This window comes from Paenibacillus camelliae, from assembly GCF_023715345.1.
GTDB lineage: Bacteria > Bacillota > Bacilli > Paenibacillales > Paenibacillaceae > Pristimantibacillus > Pristimantibacillus camelliae.
In genome coordinates this window covers 1-17,962 of the sequence record NZ_JAMBNY010000017.1, presented here as the reverse complement: position 1 = coordinate 17,962, position 17,962 = coordinate 1, and the positions used below count along the sequence as shown (strand labels likewise).

General features: G+C 42.9%; 16 protein-coding genes, 1 rRNA gene and 1 other RNA gene. 16 read left to right on the top strand and 2 right to left on the bottom strand.

All coding sequences use genetic code 11. The features are described 5' to 3' along the window. Positions 1-16 precede the first annotated feature (16 nt). Positions 17-2,131, bottom strand: a complete 2,115-nt coding sequence (locus tag M3180_RS19410) for a transglycosylase domain-containing protein (RefSeq protein WP_251670609.1) — start codon at positions 2,129-2,131, stop codon at positions 17-19. A gap of 189 nt (positions 2,132-2,320) precedes the next feature. Here M3180_RS19410 and speE point away from each other — a divergent pair, with 189 nt between their 5' ends. The 3 genes from speE to argS all read left to right on the top strand — a co-directional run bounded on the left by speE (position 2,321) and on the right by argS (position 5,463). Continuing rightward, positions 2,321-3,148: a polyamine aminopropyltransferase gene (speE, locus tag M3180_RS19405; RefSeq protein ID WP_251670608.1), complete on the top strand. Its 828-nt coding sequence runs from the start codon at positions 2,321-2,323 to the stop codon at positions 3,146-3,148. A 156-nt stretch (positions 3,149-3,304) separates the two neighbouring features. Further along, a complete protein-coding gene (locus M3180_RS19400; protein ID WP_251670606.1) occupies positions 3,305-3,751 on the top strand; it encodes a YwiB family protein in 447 nt (148 codons plus the stop codon). After that, on the top strand, positions 3,748-5,463 hold the full coding sequence (gene argS, locus M3180_RS19395; protein WP_251670605.1) for an arginine--tRNA ligase: 1,716 nt from the start codon (positions 3,748-3,750) through the stop codon (positions 5,461-5,463). The genes M3180_RS19400 and argS overlap by 4 nt, the downstream gene beginning before the upstream one ends. 76 nt (positions 5,464-5,539) lie before the next feature. Here argS and M3180_RS19390 read toward each other — a convergent pair whose 3' ends face one another. Beyond that, entirely contained in the window at positions 5,540-6,445 is a 906-nt protein-coding gene (locus M3180_RS19390) for a S8 family peptidase (protein WP_251670603.1), read from the bottom strand. 378 nt (positions 6,446-6,823) lie between these two features. Here M3180_RS19390 and rpoE point away from each other — a divergent pair, with 378 nt between their 5' ends. From rpoE to M3180_RS19325, 13 genes are all read left to right on the top strand, one after another. Next, the gene (gene rpoE, locus M3180_RS19385; protein ID WP_251670602.1) at positions 6,824-7,360 is read left to right on the top strand and encodes a DNA-directed RNA polymerase subunit delta; all 537 of its coding nucleotides are present in this window, start codon (positions 6,824-6,826) and stop codon (positions 7,358-7,360) included. Between the two features lie 304 nt (positions 7,361-7,664). Beyond that, positions 7,665-9,266: a CTP synthase gene (gene pyrG / locus M3180_RS19380; RefSeq protein ID WP_251670600.1), complete on the top strand. Its 1,602-nt coding sequence runs from the start codon at positions 7,665-7,667 to the stop codon at positions 9,264-9,266. Positions 9,267-9,387: 121 nt separating this feature from the next. Next, positions 9,388-9,771: a response regulator gene (locus M3180_RS19375; RefSeq protein ID WP_285855806.1), complete on the top strand. Its 384-nt coding sequence runs from the start codon at positions 9,388-9,390 to the stop codon at positions 9,769-9,771. A gap of 403 nt (positions 9,772-10,174) precedes the next feature. Further along, entirely contained in the window at positions 10,175-11,428 is a 1,254-nt protein-coding gene (gene murA / locus M3180_RS19370; protein WP_251670597.1) for a UDP-N-acetylglucosamine 1-carboxyvinyltransferase, read from the top strand. 99 nt (positions 11,429-11,527) lie between these two features. After that, positions 11,528-12,898 carry a transcription termination factor Rho gene (gene rho, locus M3180_RS19365; protein ID WP_251670596.1) on the top strand — a complete coding sequence of 457 codons (1,371 nt, stop codon included), beginning with the start codon at positions 11,528-11,530 and terminating at the stop codon, positions 12,896-12,898. Positions 12,899-13,035: 137 nt separating this feature from the next. Beyond that, complete coding sequence (rpmE, locus tag M3180_RS19360) at positions 13,036-13,233, top strand: 50S ribosomal protein L31 (RefSeq protein ID WP_251670594.1); 198 nt, start codon at positions 13,036-13,038, stop codon at positions 13,231-13,233. Between the two features lie 156 nt (positions 13,234-13,389). Further along, positions 13,390-13,657, top strand: an RNA gene (ffs, locus tag M3180_RS19355) — signal recognition particle sRNA large type. Between the two features lie 177 nt (positions 13,658-13,834). Further along, a complete protein-coding gene (gene dnaX / locus M3180_RS19350) occupies positions 13,835-15,559 on the top strand; it encodes a DNA polymerase III subunit gamma/tau (protein WP_251670593.1) in 1,725 nt (574 codons plus the stop codon). A 17-nt stretch (positions 15,560-15,576) separates the two neighbouring features. Then, entirely contained in the window at positions 15,577-15,885 is a 309-nt protein-coding gene (locus tag M3180_RS19345) for a YbaB/EbfC family nucleoid-associated protein (RefSeq protein ID WP_251670586.1), read from the top strand. A gap of 59 nt (positions 15,886-15,944) precedes the next feature. Continuing rightward, on the top strand, positions 15,945-16,544 hold the full coding sequence (recR, locus tag M3180_RS19340; protein ID WP_251670584.1) for a recombination mediator RecR: 600 nt from the start codon (positions 15,945-15,947) through the stop codon (positions 16,542-16,544). A gap of 484 nt (positions 16,545-17,028) precedes the next feature. Then, positions 17,029-17,313, top strand: coding sequence for a hypothetical protein (locus tag M3180_RS19335; RefSeq protein ID WP_251670582.1), 285 nt, complete (start codon positions 17,029-17,031; stop codon positions 17,311-17,313). After that, positions 17,310-17,576 carry a pro-sigmaK processing inhibitor BofA family protein gene (locus tag M3180_RS19330; protein WP_251670580.1) on the top strand — a complete coding sequence of 89 codons (267 nt, stop codon included), beginning with the start codon at positions 17,310-17,312 and terminating at the stop codon, positions 17,574-17,576. Before M3180_RS19335 ends, M3180_RS19330 begins: the two co-directional genes overlap by 4 nt. Positions 17,577-17,853: 277 nt before the next feature. Next, positions 17,854-17,962: ribosomal RNA gene (locus tag M3180_RS19325) — 16S ribosomal RNA — on the top strand; the annotation flags it as partial.

The following is a 17,962-nucleotide window of genomic DNA, read 5'->3' as shown; positions in this document are numbered from 1 at the left end:
AAACATTTAGTTTTGATTAGCGCATCCACCATTTTTTAACTTGTTCCCACCAATTGCGGTAGCTTTTGTGTTCATTCATTTCTATAGAAGGCTGTGGAGCAGCTTCCTCATCGCTAGTCAGCTCCTCATCAGCTGATTCGCAGTATTGGGTTGGTTCTGTGCCTGCAAGAAAGTATTCTAATGTGTCCGAAGGGCAAGCCTCAGATGCTAATAATCCTGTTTCTTCATCTATATATACCGAAACGATATTTTCTGGAATTGGAAACATTTTTGGAGGAATCGAATGTAGCGCGTTCTCCATGAAATTCGCGAATATTGGTGCAGCTCGATGAGACTCTGCTACTGTTAAGTAACGATCCTTATCATATCCGACCCAGACAGCAGTGCTCAGCTCTGGCGTATAGCCAATCATCCATGCATCAACTGGGGTCGTTCCGCTTTTTCCAGCGACTGGTCGATGAAGGATAGACTGAACGCGGTGTGCGGTCCCTCCAGGCTCAAAAACATCCTCTAATAAAGAGGTCATTAAAAAGGCTTCCTCTTCACTTATCGCAACCGTTGGCTCGTAGTTAGCCTCGTATATCGTCTTACCACTTTTATTGACAACCTTTAGAATAGAGATCGGCTTGTTGTATACACCTTGATTGGCAAACACACCGTAGGCTGATGCAAGCTCAAGTGGACTGATTGGAGACGTGCCTAGAGCAAGTGAAGGTACTGCCTCTAGTGGCGAGCGGATACCAAGCTTTCTTGTTGTTTCGATGACCGCTTCTGGTCCGACCTGCATCATCGTGCTTACCGCATATATATTATCAGAGCTCGCAATCGCCTTGCGTAAAGTAATATAGTCATTGACGTACTTATCACCGTAGTTTTGCGGCTCATATGTTTTCCTTCCATCATCGTAAGTAAAGACGGTAGGCTCACTTTTGAAGGCTGAGCGAACGGTCAGCTCGTGCTGCCTGAGTGCCGTAATATATAAAAACGGCTTAAACGTAGAGCCTGGCTGTCTAGTTGTAGCGATCGCTCGATTGTACTGATTGTTTTCGTAGCTTCTTCCACCAACCATCGCTTTAATATGCCCATTACGCGGATCAATCGCCACAAGTGCAGCCTGCTGCTCGCTGCTTGCTGGCAATCCATTAATAATCTGTTGCTCGGCAATGCGCTGCATCTCATTGTCTAGCGTCGTATATATCGTTACCCCACCCTCATAAAGCAGCTGCTCATCGATTCCAAGCTCATGAATCGCCGTTTGAATGACGTAATCTTTAAAATAAGAAGCATCAGTTTCATGGACTAAGTTTTCATCCTCAGTTGCCGTAAAGCTTAAAACTTGTAGATAGGCTTCCGCTTTTTGCTCTTCATTAATGTAGCCATTTTCCACCATCGCCTGTAATATGAGCGATTGTCTGCGTTTAGCGTTGTGCATATCATTTAGCGGCGAATAGTATGTTGGGCCTTTGGGAATACCAGCTAACATCGTACTTTCTGCCAAATTAAGCTCACTGGCAGGCTTGTTAAAAAAATATCTGGCTGCCGCTTCAATGCCATAAGCGCCATGGCCATAGTAAATTTGATTGAGATACATCTCCAGAATTTCATCCTTGGAATATTTCATCTCAAGCTGTGCGGTATAAATCGCTTCTTTTATTTTTCGTTCGAATGTTTTCTCATGTGTAAGATACAGATTACGGGCAAGCTGCTGTGTTAACGTGCTGGCTCCTTGCTTTGCCGATAGTGAGCTGACATTAACAATAACCGCGCGAGCTAGTCCCTTAATATCGAATCCGAAATGTGAATAAAAACGTTGATCCTCTATGGCGAGTGTTGCTTGAATAACATAGGGGGACATCTCAGAGAGCGATACTGCACGCCGATTGACTCCCGTATGGAAATAGCTGATTAGTTCACCGTTACGATCAACAAGCTGACTTGCTTGGCTGATGCTGGAGGCAGGCAGATCCTGCTGCTTCAAGTAATACAAGCCGCCAAGTGTAAGTCCCATCACGACAGCGAGCGCGATGATGCCTCTGCGCAGCCAGCGGTTAAAACGAATGATATGAAAAAGATAACGCTCTGCTAATAGCGGAAAGCGTGGTCTCTTCGGTTGCTTGGATTGATTAGACATCTGTCTCACCTCGTTAACTGGCAATAACTAGCTATATCAGTAGTATGGAGCGTTAGCTTGTTTGATATTCACAGTATCTGGATATAGGCATAAATATTTATTTCTTCAGATTTACAAATTTATGTTGATTTTTTGATCTGTTACTCTATAATTACTTTTTGAACCACTGAGAGAAAGAGGGTATTGGACATGGAATTATGGTATACAGAGAAACAAACTGAAAGCTTCGGTATTACTGCGAAGATTACGAAAACTTATGTTAATGAGCAAACAGAATTCCAACAGCTAGATATGATTGAAACTGAAGAATTTGGGACCATGCTTGTTCTTGACGGTATGGTTATGACTACAGTTAAGGATGAGTTCGTATACCATGAAATGGTTGCTCATCCCATCTTGTTCACACATCCGAATCCAGAGCATGTGCTCGTAGTAGGCGGTGGTGACGGTGGTGTTATTCGTGAAATTATGAAGCACCCAAAGGTTAAAAAAGCGGTGCTTGTTGATATTGATGGTAAAGTTATTGAATACTCCAAAAAGTATTTGCCAACGATTGCAGGTGAGCTAGACAATCCTCGCGTTGAGGTAATCGTTAATGATGGTTTTATGCATATTCATGATCATAAAAATACGTATGATGTCATCATGGTTGATTCAACTGAGCCAGTTGGACCTGCAGCTAATCTGTTCACACGCGGCTTCTATCAAGGAATCTATGAAGCGTTAAAAGAAGATGGAATCTTCGTTGCACAAACAGATAATCCTTGGTTTAAAGCCGATCTTATTCAAACAGTAAATCGTGATGTGAAGGAAGTATTCCCGATTGTTCGTGTATACGGAGCCAATATTCCAACGTATCCAAGCGGACTATGGACCTTTACAATGGGAAGTAAAAAGTATGATCCACTTGAGGTGGACACTTCTGCACTGCCGGAGCTGGACACAAAATATTACAGCCCGCGCTTGCATAAGGCTGCCTTCATCCTGCCGAAGTTTGTTGAAGATCTCGTAAAATAAGTAACAAAGTAAAGCTTGTCTGTGTAGACCGCCGCTTGTGGGTCTGTGCAGGCAAGCTTTTTATTTTAGTTGCTGCTAACCGCAGTAATTATTGAAATTCGCTTCGTTACTGTTTATAGTAATAAGATATAACGTAAGGCATATGGAGCGTTCGGTATGAACTATAAACAAAAGATATGGATACAGCTCGAAAGTGAGCAGGACAATGAAGTCGTCACACAGCAAATGCTTGGTGAATGGTATTTGAAGGATAAAGCGTTTTACATAAAGTACACGGAGCAGACGGATGCTGGAGAGGTTAGACATTTATTGCGCTATGAGTCTAATGAATTAAAGGTATCTCGAAAAGGCGCGGTAGACGCTGAGCAAGTGTACCGAATACATGAACGTCGAGAAGGCTTCTACAGCAATGGGATGATCAATCTGGAGACAGCAGCTTATACCTATCAGCTCATCATTAAAGATGTAATGGAGCATATCGTTTTAGGTTTGCCTAAGCGGCTTCCATTTTCTTTAGTATGGGATTATGAGCTTTATGTTGGAGAACAATCAACTGGAAGGTTTAAATTGCGTTTATTATTGAAGGAGGCAACAGCAATATGACAACTTATGTATTAGATCGATTATATGCAACGGTAAAGGAAGCCATTGCCGATGCCGTAGTGAAGGCGGAATTGGTAGAAGCTGATCAGCTGCCAGCGTTTGTGTTGGAGGTTCCGAAGGATAAGGCGCATGGGGATTTAGCGACAAATGCGGCTATGCAGCTAACAAAGCTGGCTAAAAAAAATCCGCGTGTCATTGCAGAAGAGATTATTAAGCATTTGGATCTTGAAGCGGCGTCAATTCAAAGTGCTGAGATCGCTGGACCAGGCTTTATTAATTTCCGGATGGACAATCGTTATCTATATGAAGTGATCGGTGAAGTATTAACAGCAAGCGAGCGCTACGGTCGTGTAGGCGATGGTAGTGGACAGCGCGTTGAGGTTGAATTTGTAAGTGCCAATCCTACTGGTAATTTGCATCTAGGACATGCACGCGGAGCTGCTGTTGGTGATGCACTTTGCAACGTGCTTGATTTTGCCGGCTACGAGGTTACCCGTGAATACTACATTAATGATGCAGGTAAGCAAATAGAGAATCTGGCACTATCTATTGAAGCTAGATATTTACAGCAATTAGGTAAGGATGCAGTGATGCCTGAGGATGGCTACCACGGTGATGATATTATCGGATTTGCAAAAGCGCTTGTCGAGGAGAAGGGTGAATCACTGCTTCAGCTGGAAGGCAAGGAAAAATATGATTTTTATCGCGGCTACGGTTTGGAACGGGAGCTAGATAAAATTAAGCGAGACCTAGCAAGATTCCGCGTTGAATTTGATATCTGGTACAGTGAAACATCGTTATATGAGGATGGAAAGGTGACTGAAGCCCTTCAGCAGCTGAAGGAATCTGGTCATGTATATGAAGAAGAAGGTGCAACATGGCTGAACACTACGACGTTTGGCGACGATAAGAATCGCGTGCTTATTAAGAATGACGGCTCTTACACTTACCTAACTCCGGATATCGCCTACCATCTCGACAAGTATAGCCGTGGCTATGATCGCATGATTAATATTTGGGGGGCTGACCATCATGGTTATATCCCGCGTATGAAGGCAGCGATGGCGGCATTAGGTAACGATCCTGAGAAGCTTACTGTGCTCATTGCACAAATGGTTAGCTTGTTCCAAAACGGGGAAAAGGTTAAGATGTCGAAACGTACGGGTAAAGCAGTAACAATGCAGGATCTAATGGACGAAGTAGGCGTTGATGCGATTCGCTATAATTTCACATCGCGCAGCATGGACTCTCATCTTGATTTTGATATGGATCTTGCTGTTGCAACCTCCAATGAAAATCCAGTATTCTACGTACAATATGCGCATGCGCGCATTTGCAGTGTGCTGCGTCAAGCCGCAGAGCAAAACGTAGCGATACCAGAGCTGCAATCTGTAAAGCTAGATGTGCTAACATCTGCACATGAATATGAGCTGCTTCGTAAGCTTGGAGAGTTCCCGCAGGAAATTAGTGAAGCGGCTAGCAGCTTCGCACCGCATCGAATCGTTCGTTACGTATATGATCTTGCATCGATTTTCCACAGCTATTATCGTGCAGAGAAAGTTTTAACGGACAATGTAGAGGTAACGAATGCCCGTCTAGTGCTGCTGCAAGCAGTGAAGGTAACGCTTGTTAATGCACTTAAGCTAATTGGTGTATCTGCACCAGAGCAAATGCATCGTCAAGCTGAGGATGCTGCAGAAGACGATATGTAAAGCTTAAAGCTAATAGCATAGAACAGAGCTGCCGAATCAGTCGAACTGATTCGGCAGTTTTTATCTATTCCATTCGTTAACCATATAATTCTTTCGCAGCGTTAAGCATCTTCATAACGTCAAGCTCGCCTGCTTTACGGGATTTTGTATACTTTAATGGCTGCATGGAACGTTTGAGTACTGCTTTAATATCACCTGGACGGAGCTGTGGATATAACTCGAGTAATAGTGCAACAGCTCCGCTTACATGTGACGTAGCCATGCTTGTTCCGTTCATTTCATGATATTCATTATTAAGCCAAGCAGATACGATTCGATCGCCAGGTGCATAAATATCAATATATTCGCCACGATTAGAAAATGGAGCTACCTTGCGATTGGCATTGGTCGCACCGACGGCAACCGTGTGGAGGTAACGTGCGGGATAATCGATAGACTTGCGTTTACTGTCGTTTCCTGAGGATGCGATAATAATGACACCTTTTTGATACGCACGATTAACGGCATTTAACATCGATCTGCTCTTTGTGCGCATACCAAAGCTCATGTTGATGATGTTCATCTTATTGCGCACACACCAATCAATCGCCTGCACGATATCAGATACATATGCGCTCCCATACTGGTCAAAGGCCTTCACCGGGGCGATTAGTGCATGAGGAGCTACACCAATCATACCGTGAGCAGCATTGGCCGCAGCGATAGTTCCTGCAATATGGGTACCATGACCATTATCATCGACGGGCGGACGATTAGACTCAACTAAATTGATGCCGGGTAATATAGAGCCTCGCAGGGCAGGGTGGTGATAATCTATGCCTGTATCGATGACGCCGATTTTTATGTTTCTACCTGTGGAAAATGTCCATGCCTGGGGTGCTTTTATTTTATCAACTCCCCATGGAATACCGTTATTCACTAATTTTCGAGTAGCGGAGGTATGAAGCTGAATGATTGCATCGTCATACTTCTTTGAATTCATGGCAAAGCATCCTCCTCAATAAACAATGTTCAATATTGTATGAGAAGTTACATGAGGGTGTTTATGCATCTGCCTTTTTTTTCAAAGTTTAGGCTTATTACCGTGTCAATTTTAATGCTGGCTCATAACATATAGAAAGAGCTTTATGCTCATCTATTCTGCCGATCCAAGCTGGAGGATCGGCAGAAGGATACAGTCAATTGCGACAGGAGAAATCCTGTCGCTTTTTTGCCTTTACATACGCTCCAAAAAAAATAAATATCACGTCCATGTTACAACTTGCATTTTTAAAGGAAATAATGTTTACTATAGTTTGACTATTGTTAATTGAGAGGGACCTATTCAACTTATTCAGATAGCAAGAGAGGATGTGTTAAGATGAGCGGAATCACATTGAAGATTGACCCAGAGCGTATTCGCGAGATGCCGTTGGTTGATTTAGCGTTTGAGGTATTAAAAGTAGCGAATACTCCACACTATTATCGAGACCTCATCATGGAGGTAGCGAAGCTGCGTGGTATTACTGATGAGGATATTAACCAATTTATTGCTCAGGTTTACACAGAAATCAATATTGATGGACGTTTTGCTTGTGTTGGTAACAATATATGGGGTTTAAAGCGCTGGTATCCAGTTGAGCGTGCAGAAGATCCAGTTGGAAATACGAAACGTACACGTATTATTAATGATGACGATGATCTTGATGAAGAAGATGAGTATATCGAAGAGGATGCATTCGAATCCGAAGAGGACGGCTTTGACTCCTATGATGAGGAAGAGGATGAGTTCAGCGAATCGGATGAGGAAGTCGAAGAAGATGTTGAGCTTGACGAAGTAGAGGACGAAGATATGTCTCTTGAAGAAGAGGAAGAAGAGGAAGAAGAATTCGAAGATTTTGAGGAAGAGGATAAGTAATTTCAGGGCTTCCTATTATAAGCTGATTCAAACGTTGCGAATTTGTGTCTAGCCTTCAGAATTGCTTGACACGAGCCTATACGGGAAGGTAAACTATCCTATGGGCTAAACAAACAGCTTAACATATCTATGTATTATTTATATACCAGAATGAGAAAAGTGCCCCCGTGCTACGGGTGTCACTTTTTTTGTTTGTAGAGGTAATATATAAGCCGTGTTTCACATTGTTTTTTGTGGGCAAGGCTTGATTTTTTTGCATTTGGGAAAGCTAAAACATAATGAAAGCATGGAGGGTATTATCACAGTGACCAAATATATTTTTGTTACAGGCGGAGTAGTTTCATCATTAGGTAAAGGGATTACGGCAGCTTCCCTAGGAAGATTACTTAAAAACAGAGGACTTAAGGTTACAATCCAAAAATTCGATCCTTACATTAACGTCGATCCAGGAACAATGAGTCCATACCAGCATGGTGAAGTTTTCGTAACAGATGATGGTGCGGAAACGGATCTAGATCTCGGTCACTATGAGCGCTTTATTGATATTAACTTATCAAAAAACAGCAATGTAACGACAGGTAAAATCTATTCTAATGTTATCACTAAGGAACGTCGTGGTGATTATTTGGGTGGAACGGTTCAGGTTATTCCACACATTACGAATGAAATTAAAGAGCGTGTCTTCCGTGCTGGCAAAGAAACTGGTGCAGATGTCGTGATTACAGAAATCGGCGGCACTGTAGGTGACATCGAGAGCTTGCCTTTCCTAGAAGCAATTCGTCAAATTAAAAGTGATATCGGTCGTGACAATGTCATGTACGTCCATGTCACACTGATTCCATATATTAAAGCAGCAGGTGAAGTGAAAACGAAGCCGACTCAGCATAGCGTGAAAGAGCTTCGCTCCATTGGCATTCAACCAAACGTTATCGTTTGTCGTTCAGAATATCCGCTTGCTGAAGATTTGAAGCGTAAAATCGGTTTGTTCTGCGATATCGATGCGAATGCGGTTGTTGAATGTCTAGATGCATCGACACTATATGAGGTGCCATTAATGCTTCAGGCACAGGGGCTTGATCAAATTGTATTGAACCACCTGAAAATCGATGCTCCACAGGCTAATATGACAGAATGGACTGCCTTAGTTGAACGTGTTAAATCATTGAAAAACAATGTAGAAATTGCAATCGTTGGTAAATACGTTGCACTTCATGACGCTTATCTAAGTATTGCAGAGGCTTTGCGCCATGCAGGCATTATGCATGATTCTGATGTAACGATTCGCTGGGTAGATGCTGAAGAGGTTAATGAAGCTAATGTTGCACAATCGCTGCAAGGTGTTCACGGTATTCTTGTTCCAGGTGGCTTTGGCGATCGTGGGATTGAAGGAAAAATTACGGCTATCCGTTATGCACGCGAGAATAAAGTACCGTTCTTTGGTATTTGCCTAGGTATGCAAGTTGCGGTAATCGAATATGCACGCAACGTTCTTGGTCTTGTTAATGCCAACAGCTCGGAAATTAATGCATCAACGCCATATCCAGTCATTGATCTGCTGCCAGATCAAAAAGATATTGCTGACATGGGTGGTACTATGCGCCTAGGACTTTATCCATGTAAAGTAGTTGAAGGAACGAATGCGCACGTGGCCTACAATGACGAGCTAGTGTACGAGCGTCATCGTCATCGTTATGAGTTTAATAATGAATACAGAGAAGCACTTGAGGAAGCGGGACTTGTCATCTCTGGGACATCACCTGACGGTCGCCTTGTAGAAATGGTGGAAGTGAAGGAGCATCCTTGGTTCCTTGCTGTACAATTCCATCCTGAGTTCACATCAAGACCGAATCGTCCACAGCCATTATTTAGTGGTTTCGTGGAAGCATCATTAAAACAACAACAATAATTAATAAAACAGCATAGTTAAACTTAACCAAAAAAGAAGGAATCTACCTCCTGACATCGAATACTGATACTAGTTAATAGTAAGTAATATGTGCTATGCGATGTTAGGGGGTAGAATTTGTTTGGATAAGCAAAAAGTACTCATAGTTGATGATCAAAATGGAATAAGACTTCTGCTGATGGAAGTTTTTAATAGTGAAGGCTACCATACAACCCAAGCATCCAATGGTAAAGTTGCACTAGAAATTGTTCGCAGCGAGCGGCCTGATCTTGTGTTGCTGGATATGAAGATTCCAGGTATGGACGGTCTAGAAATTCTCAAGCATATCAAGGCGATTGACCCAACGATTACTGTTATTATGATGACAGCGTATGGAGAGCTGGATATGATCAATCAAGCGACCGAACTCGGAGCTGTAAAGCATTTCACTAAGCCATTTGACATTGATGAGCTCCGTATTGAAGTGAATTATCAACTCAAGACGCGTAGTAAGTTGAATTCTTAAATTAAGAAGTGATTTTAAGCGGAAGCATCGCTACACCCTGTAGCGATGCTTCCGTTATTTTAGGACTACAAGCGGTAGGAAATCGCGACGCACTATGCTATAATATCGTTGAATATCTATGGACAACTTGTTTTTGATTGATGTAATGGAGCGATGGAAGTTGTCCGCATATTAGATTCAACAATAGCTACTAAAACAATACAATTACTAGGATACACATTTTATGAATGGAACGTACTTTCGTTTTATTATAGGTATATGTGTAATAGAAACAGGGACAAGGGATACATGTAAAACCGCCTATTGTCAGCGCGCGCCTCATACGTCTAGTTGACCGTGGAGCACGCTTTATGGCGGTTTTTACTATGTTGACTTCCAGGTAAACGGGAGGACCATTAGATTCATGGAGAAATTAATGATACGCGGTGGAAAACCGCTACATGGAACAGTAACCATTAGCGGAGCAAAAAACAGCGCGATTGCATTATTACCAGCTGCAATATTAGCTGATACAGAGGTTATCCTTGATAATTTACCTCAGATTAGTGATGTCGCGATTTATAGTGAAATTTTAGAGGAGTTAGGTGCTATTGTTCAGCGTGAACGTGATGAAATTCGCATCAACCCCGCCAACTTAGTATCTAAACCAATGCCAAACGGTAAAGTGAAAAAGCTGCGTGCTTCTTATTATTTAATGGGTGCATTGCTCGGTCGTTTCGGCGAAGCGACTATTGGTATGCCGGGTGGCTGTAATTTTGAACCACGTCCAATCGATCAGCATATTAAAGGATTTGAGGCACTGGGTGCAGTTGTTACGAATGAACAAGGCGCACTGCATATTAAAGCAAAAGAGCTCAAAGGTGCAAAAATCTATCTAGACGTTGCAAGTGTTGGTGCGACCATAAATATTATGCTGGCAGCTTCTCGTGCCACTGGCGTTACGGTTATTGAAAACGCCGCGAAGGAGCCAGAAATTGTTGATGTAGCCACTTTGCTGACCGCTATGGGAGCTAAAATTAAAGGTGCAGGCACGGAAACGATTCGAATTGAAGGGGTAACGGAGATGAAGGGTTGCCGCCATTCTATTATTTCGGATCGTATTCAAGCAGGGACCTATATGATTATGGCTGCTGCAACTAGAGGAAATGTATTGGTCGACAATGTTATTCCGAAGCATCTTGAAGCTTTAACAGCAAAGCTAGAAGAGATGGGTGTCGAAGTAGAGGAGTACGATGAAGCTATTCGTATTATAGGTAAGCCTTCCTATAATGCAGTAGATGTTAAAGCGCTAGTCTATCCTGGCTTTCCGACGGATCTTCAGTCGCCGATGACATCGTTGCTTGCTTGTGCGAAAGGCACAAGCCTGCTCACAGATTATGTTTACGGTACACGCTTCAAGCATGTCCCAGAGCTAATCTTAATGGGAGCCAATATGCGCGTGGAAGGTCGTACTGCGATTATTGAAGGTGGCAAGCTATCTGCAGCGAAAGTGAAGGCCGCTGATTTGCGTGCTGGAGCTGCGCTTGTTGTAGCGGCGTTAACGGTAGAGAATGAGGTTACCGAAATATCGAATGTAGAGTATATTGATCGCGGGTATGATCACCTTGTTGAAAATCTGCGCAATCTTGGTGCAGATGTATGGCGAGAAAACAATTAATCTAGTTTGAAGCAGTATTGCTCGAATAGTTTTCATAGATTCGGGCAATGCTGTTTAAATATTAGCAAGGTTTATATTTTATTATAAAGTGGTGAGAGCATGTCAGATCTTCAAATTGCACATTTGGAGAACATGAAATTAACAGAGCTATATAAGCTTGCAAAGCAATATCAAATTCCTTATTACGGTCAATTGAAGAAAAAAGAATTAATCTTTGCGATTCTTAGAGCTCAAGCGGAAAAAAGCGGTTTTTTATTTATGGAAGGGATATTGGAGGTACTGCCTGACGGCTATGGCTTCCTGCGTCCAATCAATTATTTGCCAAGTAAAGAAGATATTTATATCTCAGCCTCTCAAATTAAAAAGTTTGATCTGCGCAATGGGGATCTCGTTTCAGGAAAATGTAGATTACCCAAAGAATCAGAGCGTTATTATGGATTGCTTCAAGTTAATGCAGTAAACGGAGAAAGTCCTGAAACTGCGGCAGAACGGTTACACTTCCCTGCACTTACGCCTCTCTACCCTGAGAAAAAGCTAGTGCTAGAAACAAAGCAAAGTAATCTTTCCACGCGCATTATGGATTTGCTTGCCCCTGTAGGCCTCGGCCAACGTGGTCTCATCGTAGCTCCTCCTAAGGCAGGTAAAACTCTACTCTTAAAAGAAATTGCCAACAGCATTTCTACAAACCATCCTGATATCGAGTTGTTCATACTGCTCATTGATGAGCGACCAGAAGAAGTAACGGATATGCAACGTTCTGTTAAAGGTGAAGTTGTAGCTTCTACCTTCGATGAACTTCCAGAAAATCATATCAAGGTTGCTGAGCTTGTGCTTGAGCGTGCTCTTCGTCTTGTCGAGCATAAGAAGGATGTTGTCATCCTCCTCGACAGCATTACAAGGCTTGCACGTGCATTTAACTTGCATGTACCGCCGTCTGGTCGTACATTGAGTGGAGGGATCGATCCTGCTGCGTTCCACCGTCCAAAGCGCTTCTTTGGCTCTGCACGTAATGTGGAAGAGGGTGGCAGCTTGACGATTCTAGCGACGGCCTTAATCGAGACTGGCTCGCGTATGGATGATATTATTTATGAGGAGTTTAAAGGTACGGGTAATATGGAGCTGCATCTCGATCGCAAGCTTGCTGAACGCCGCATCTTTCCTGCAATTGATATCCGTCGTTCTGGAACAAGACGTGAGGAGATGCTATTAACGCAGGAAGAGCTTGATAAAGTGTGGGCTATTCGTAAAAGTATGAATGATTCCTTCGAATTTGTAGATCAATTCCTCAAAAAAATGAAGAATTCAGAGAACAATGAGCAGTTTCTGATGTCGCTTGACATAGCTTCTGATGGCGCGACAGTTGAAAGTCTTAAAAAGACAGATGCAGCGCCAGTAAAAAGAACGACATCAGCTACGGTAAGAAAGCCTGTTGCGAAAACGACAACAAGCAACTCATCTACTAATAAGTAAGCTGTGAAACATCGGTATTTATTGAAAAATTAGCCGATATCTTTTCCATTGCAATTGAAACATCCATCTGTTAAAATCTTTTTATGTGCATATAACTCTGGTCCGTCTGAGATCCAGGGCAGAAAGAGGTGAACGAGATGAAACAAGGTATTCATCCGACATACCACACCGTTACAGCGACTTGCGCTTGTGGTAACACATTCGAGACTGGTTCTATTAAACAGAACATTAAAGTTGAGGTTTGTTCCGCATGTCATCCATTTTTCACTGGTAAGCAAAAGTTCCTAGACGCTGGTGGCCGTGTAGATCGTTTCAAAAAGAAATACGGTATGTAAATTGTGTGCCTGAACAAGGCGGCATATCGAAGCCTTTAGTGCTATTAAGTGCTAAAGGCTTTTTTGTGTGCCTACAATCCGCATACCTTTAGCAATTTGTGTTAAACCGTATGATAAGGTTGCACTTTTGTCTAGTTTGTAATATACTGTTCCTTGCCGTGCTAGATGGGGAGGTAGCGGTGCCCTGTAACTCGCAATCCGCTATAGCGAGGTTGAATTCCTATCTTAGGTGTTGTCGATGTGAGGTTTGACGCTTGCAAGTAGTGTTGACGGCGGGGTCCTTCGCAATGGACGCTTATGAACCTGGTCAGGTCCGGAAGGAAGCAGCCATAAGTGAGTTAGTTCATGTGCCGAAGGAGTGCCTTGCTCGAGCTATGTAGCAAGAAAGTCACTCGGATCGCTTCTATCGACGATAGGTGCACGGTTCTATCTATTGATATTAATGATCATCTAAGACCTGGTAATGAATGAGTAAAATCTCGTTCATTACCAGGTTTTTTGTTTTTCATCCAGTTTAAGATGTTGTAAAGCTTTCTATTGTAGTATAATAAGATGGCGCAATAGCACTTGCTATTGAACAAGTTGCAAGGGAGATCATAACGTGTCACATATAGCTCTATATCGTTCTTGGCGTCCGCAGATGTTCAAGGATATGGTCGGACAACAGCATATTATACAGACGCTACAAAATGCGATACGTGAACAGCGTGTATCTCATGCGTATTTGTTTAACGGCCCGCGAGGAACAGGGAAAACAACGACGGCTAAAGTGTTAGCCAAGGCGGTTAACTGTGTTCATGGTCCCGCTGTTGAGCCGTGTAATGTATGTGATACTTGCATTGGCATTACAGAAGGACATATTATGGATGTAGTAGAAATTGACGCTGCATCGAATCGCGGGATTGATGAAATTCGCGATATTCGTGAAAAAGTACGCTATGCTCCGACGGAAGTGCGATACAAAGTGTATATTATCGACGAGGTTCATATGCTAACAGCAGAGGCGTTCAACGCGCTGCTAAAAACATTGGAAGAGCCTCCAGCGCATGTTATCTTTATATTGGCAACCACGGAGCCTCATAAGCTGCCAGCAACGATTATTTCACGCTGTCAACGTTTTGACTTTAGGCAGGTATCTACTGCAGAACAGGTCACAAGACTTGATGAGATTTGCAGAGAGGAAGGCATCCAAGCGACTGAAGAAGCGTTAGCCTATATCGCTCGGCTATCTGAAGGCGGTATGCGTGATGCGATTGGATTGCTTGAACAAACAGCTGCATTTTCCGATCGACAGATTACACTTGAGGCAGCAGTTGACGTTACAGGCGGTATCGCTGCAGAGCAATTTTATAAGCTTGCTGAAGCCATACAACAGAAAAACGCTGCTTTAATGCTTTCTCTCGTTGAACAGCTCATGCAAGCAGGGAAAAGTCCCGACAAATGCATGGAAAATCTCATTTACTATTTCCGCGATCTGCTTGTCTTAAAGCTTGCGCCTAACGGACGAGCGGCAACAGAACGCATCGTTGAAGTTGAGCAGTTTGAAGCTATGGCTTCCGCTTATACAGCTGAGGAGCTGTTCCGTATGATTGAAATACTCAATCATTACCAGCAGGAGCTAAAAACTGCAGCTCAGCCTCAAACCTTGCTTGAAGTGGCTCTGCTGAAGCTTTGTTCAACTCAAGCTTCTAGCACGCAGCAAGCATCGACAGCAAGCTCGCAGGAGATTGCTTCACTGCGACAACAGATCCAAAGCTTAGAGTCACAATTAACGAAGCTAATGAAGCAGGGCGTTTCGGCATCAGCTCCATCAGCGCAAAGTAATGAGCGTCAACCAGCCCGCAGAAACTTTGCGGCTAGCGGCGCAAATCGCCCAAAGGTCAAGCTTGATCCGTTTCTCGCTTCTTTGAATAGTCAAGAAACGCAAGCTGCACGTATGAAGTGGGGCGATATTATGATGCTCGTAAAAGAACGAAAGGTTACCGTCCAGGCTTGGTTGAAGGATAGTGAGCTGGTAGCCGCAGTTGATGGTCAGATGCTCTTAACCTTTAGAAACGATATGCATCGTGAAATGACAGAGCGACCATCGCATCGTGAAATTATCGAGCAAGTTTCAGCTGAAGTAATGAATCAGCCGTATACTATCGTAACTGTTATGCTCAAGGACTGGCAGGCTGCACTCGATGGAAATGAAGAAAAAGTCGTCGAGTCACTGGAGCTAGAGCCTGAGAATATATCTACACAACAAGGCGGTAGCAAGCAGCCAGAATGGGTCGAAGAAGCTGTAAAGCTATTCGGTGAAGAGCTTGTCGTCGTAAAAGAATAAAGGATGAGGTGTATAGTATGAATAATATGAATCAAATGATGAAGCAAGTGAAAAAAATGCAGGCACAAATGCTAAAAGCTCAGGAAGAGCTAGAACACAAAACATTTGAAGGTACTGCAGGTGGCGTAGTTACTGTTACTGTTAATGGTCATAAAAAGGTACTGAGCGTAGACATTAAGCCAGAGGCAGTAGATCCAGATGATATCGAGATGCTTCAAGATCTTGTACTAACAGCTATTAATGACGCACTTACTAAAGCTGAAGAGGTTGCTAACTCAGATATGGGTAAATTCACTGGTGGTATGAAAATTCCAGGCTTATTCTAATGAAGATACATGGAAAGATAGGATAGCTCTAGCTATTCGAAAGGAGCTGTACCTACAACGTGCATTACCCAGAACCTATTGCTAAACTTATTGATTCCTTTACTCGTTTACCTGGGATTGGACCGAAAACGGCTGCACGACTTGCCTTCCATGTGCTACGAATGAAGGAAGATGACGTCATTGACTTTGCTAAAGCGCTAGTCAGTGTAAAGCGTAATCTTTTTTATTGCTCGATATGCTGTAACATTACGGATACAGATCCGTGCAGAGTATGTCAGGACAAGAGTAGAAATGCAGAAGTGATATGTGTTGTTCAAGAATCAAAGGATTTGATTGCCATGGAGCGAACAAAGGAATTTGATGGATACTATCATGTGTTACAGGGCGCAATATCTCCTATGGAAGGGATAGGTCCTGACCAAATTCGGATTGCTGAGTTATTAAAGCGGCTTGGAGACGATACGGTGCAGGAGCTTATCCTCGCTACCAATCCAAATATCGAGGGTGAAGCAACAGCAATGTATATTTCGAGGCTTGTGAAACCGTTCGGTATAAAGGTGACACGCATCGCGCACGGTCTTCCTGTAGGAGGCGATTTGGAGTATGCAGATGAAGTAACGCTATCCAAGGCGCTAGAAGGAAGACGTGAGCTGTTATAAGGTGGTTCAAAAAGCTTGACTTTGATGACGATGCCGTACATTGTGGTGAGCTCGACATCGAATATGTGACGCTACCGAAACCTGCGGTGCTCACGTACCAAACGCGTACGCTGCGCTCCTTAGTTTCTAGTATCGTCCCATCTTCTTGGTCCTGAAAGCCAAGCTTTTTGAACTTGGAAGATGTAGTTTAATAAGCATGAACTTGATGACGATGTGGATTCGTGGAAGTTTATTCGACGTCAAATCTTGAACGCTAGCGAAAACTCCAGTGCTCATGTACCAAAAGCGTACGCTGCGCTCTTCATTTTCTACTAGCGTCCAAGCTTCTCGGTCCTGAAGTCCGAACTTATAAATTTTTATCGAAATATTGCTACAATAATAATTAAGGGTCTGCTGAGAATATATCTTAGCGGACCCTTTTCAATTGTAAGTTCTAATTCTTTTGCTTGCTCATACATATGTAGTAAGTAAGGAGGCGGAACAAATGCTTAAACGATATATGATGCAACGTGAAGCGGGACAAGTAGAGAAGTCACGTTCAATTACGCGTGAGAAGCAGCGAGAAATGGACAAGCTACGAGCTGAAATTAAGCAAGCATTAGAAGATAAACGGGCTACAGAAATTATGTTTCAGTTTGCTGTTGGACATGACGAAGTCGAATGGGCGATTTTAAGGCAAATGGCCGCTGAGCAGAGGTATCGGATGTTATTGAATAAAGCTAGAGCGATGGATGTAGAGTGGTCTAAGCTACGGGGGTTTGTGCTATGAATTTAATTTGGTTAACGATATTTGTTGCGTCATCTGCTGGACTGTTTATTATGTTGCTTAGAAAACCACTGTCTCGTATAAGCTTAAAGAAGGTTATTGTACATTGGATTATAGCTGCGACAGCACTTTTTCTATTAAATTATATTGAAGTCATGCAGCCCTATGCTCTGCCAATTAATCCTCTAACGATAGGAACGACTGCTGTTCTTGGATTACCGGGTATTCTGTTGTTAATGGGGATACAATATATTGTGCTTGTCTAAAAGCCTCGCAGCCCTTGTGCTGCGAGGCTTTTTATAAAAATAATAAAAAAATTATAAAAAAGGGTTGCATTATGGGCGAAGCATATGGTATATTATTTCTTGTCGCCGCGAGAGATCGCGAAAGACACACAAAAACAAAACGTTCGAGTCACACTCGCAAGATGAGATGAGAACGACATTGTTCCTTGAAAACTGAACAACGAGTAAGAACTGCCATTAACAATTCAACCCCGTTGAGTTGTTGATAAAAAGCGAAATAAATGAGCAATCAAACACTTTAATGGAGAGTTTGATCCTGGCTCAGGACGAACGCTGGCGGCGTGCCTAATACATGCAAGTCGAGCGGACTTGATGGAGTGCTTGCACTCCTGAGAGTTAGCGGCGGA

What these genes read in the sequence shown, in the direction of transcription:
- argS (WP_251670605.1), top strand. Translation starts at nt 3,748, where the DNA reads ATGACAACTTATGTATTAGATCGATTATATGCAACGGTAAAGGAAGCC.
- M3180_RS19330 (WP_251670580.1), top strand. Translation starts at nt 17,310, where the DNA reads ATGAATTTAATTTGGTTAACGATATTTGTTGCGTCATCTGCTGGACTG.
- M3180_RS19400 (WP_251670606.1), top strand. Translation starts at nt 3,305, where the DNA reads ATGAACTATAAACAAAAGATATGGATACAGCTCGAAAGTGAGCAGGAC.
- M3180_RS19410 (WP_251670609.1), bottom strand. Translation starts at nt 2,131, where the DNA reads ATGTCTAATCAATCCAAGCAACCGAAGAGACCACGCTTTCCGCTATTA.
- M3180_RS19335 (WP_251670582.1), top strand. Translation starts at nt 17,029, where the DNA reads ATGCTTAAACGATATATGATGCAACGTGAAGCGGGACAAGTAGAGAAG.
- speE (WP_251670608.1), top strand. Translation starts at nt 2,321, where the DNA reads ATGGAATTATGGTATACAGAGAAACAAACTGAAAGCTTCGGTATTACT.
- M3180_RS19345 (WP_251670586.1), top strand. Translation starts at nt 15,577, where the DNA reads ATGAATAATATGAATCAAATGATGAAGCAAGTGAAAAAAATGCAGGCA.
- rpoE (WP_251670602.1), top strand. Translation starts at nt 6,824, where the DNA reads ATGAGCGGAATCACATTGAAGATTGACCCAGAGCGTATTCGCGAGATG.
- rho (WP_251670596.1), top strand. Translation starts at nt 11,528, where the DNA reads ATGTCAGATCTTCAAATTGCACATTTGGAGAACATGAAATTAACAGAG.
- murA (WP_251670597.1), top strand. Translation starts at nt 10,175, where the DNA reads ATGGAGAAATTAATGATACGCGGTGGAAAACCGCTACATGGAACAGTA.
- M3180_RS19390 (WP_251670603.1), bottom strand. Translation starts at nt 6,445, where the DNA reads ATGAATTCAAAGAAGTATGACGATGCAATCATTCAGCTTCATACCTCC.
- rpmE (WP_251670594.1), top strand. Translation starts at nt 13,036, where the DNA reads ATGAAACAAGGTATTCATCCGACATACCACACCGTTACAGCGACTTGC.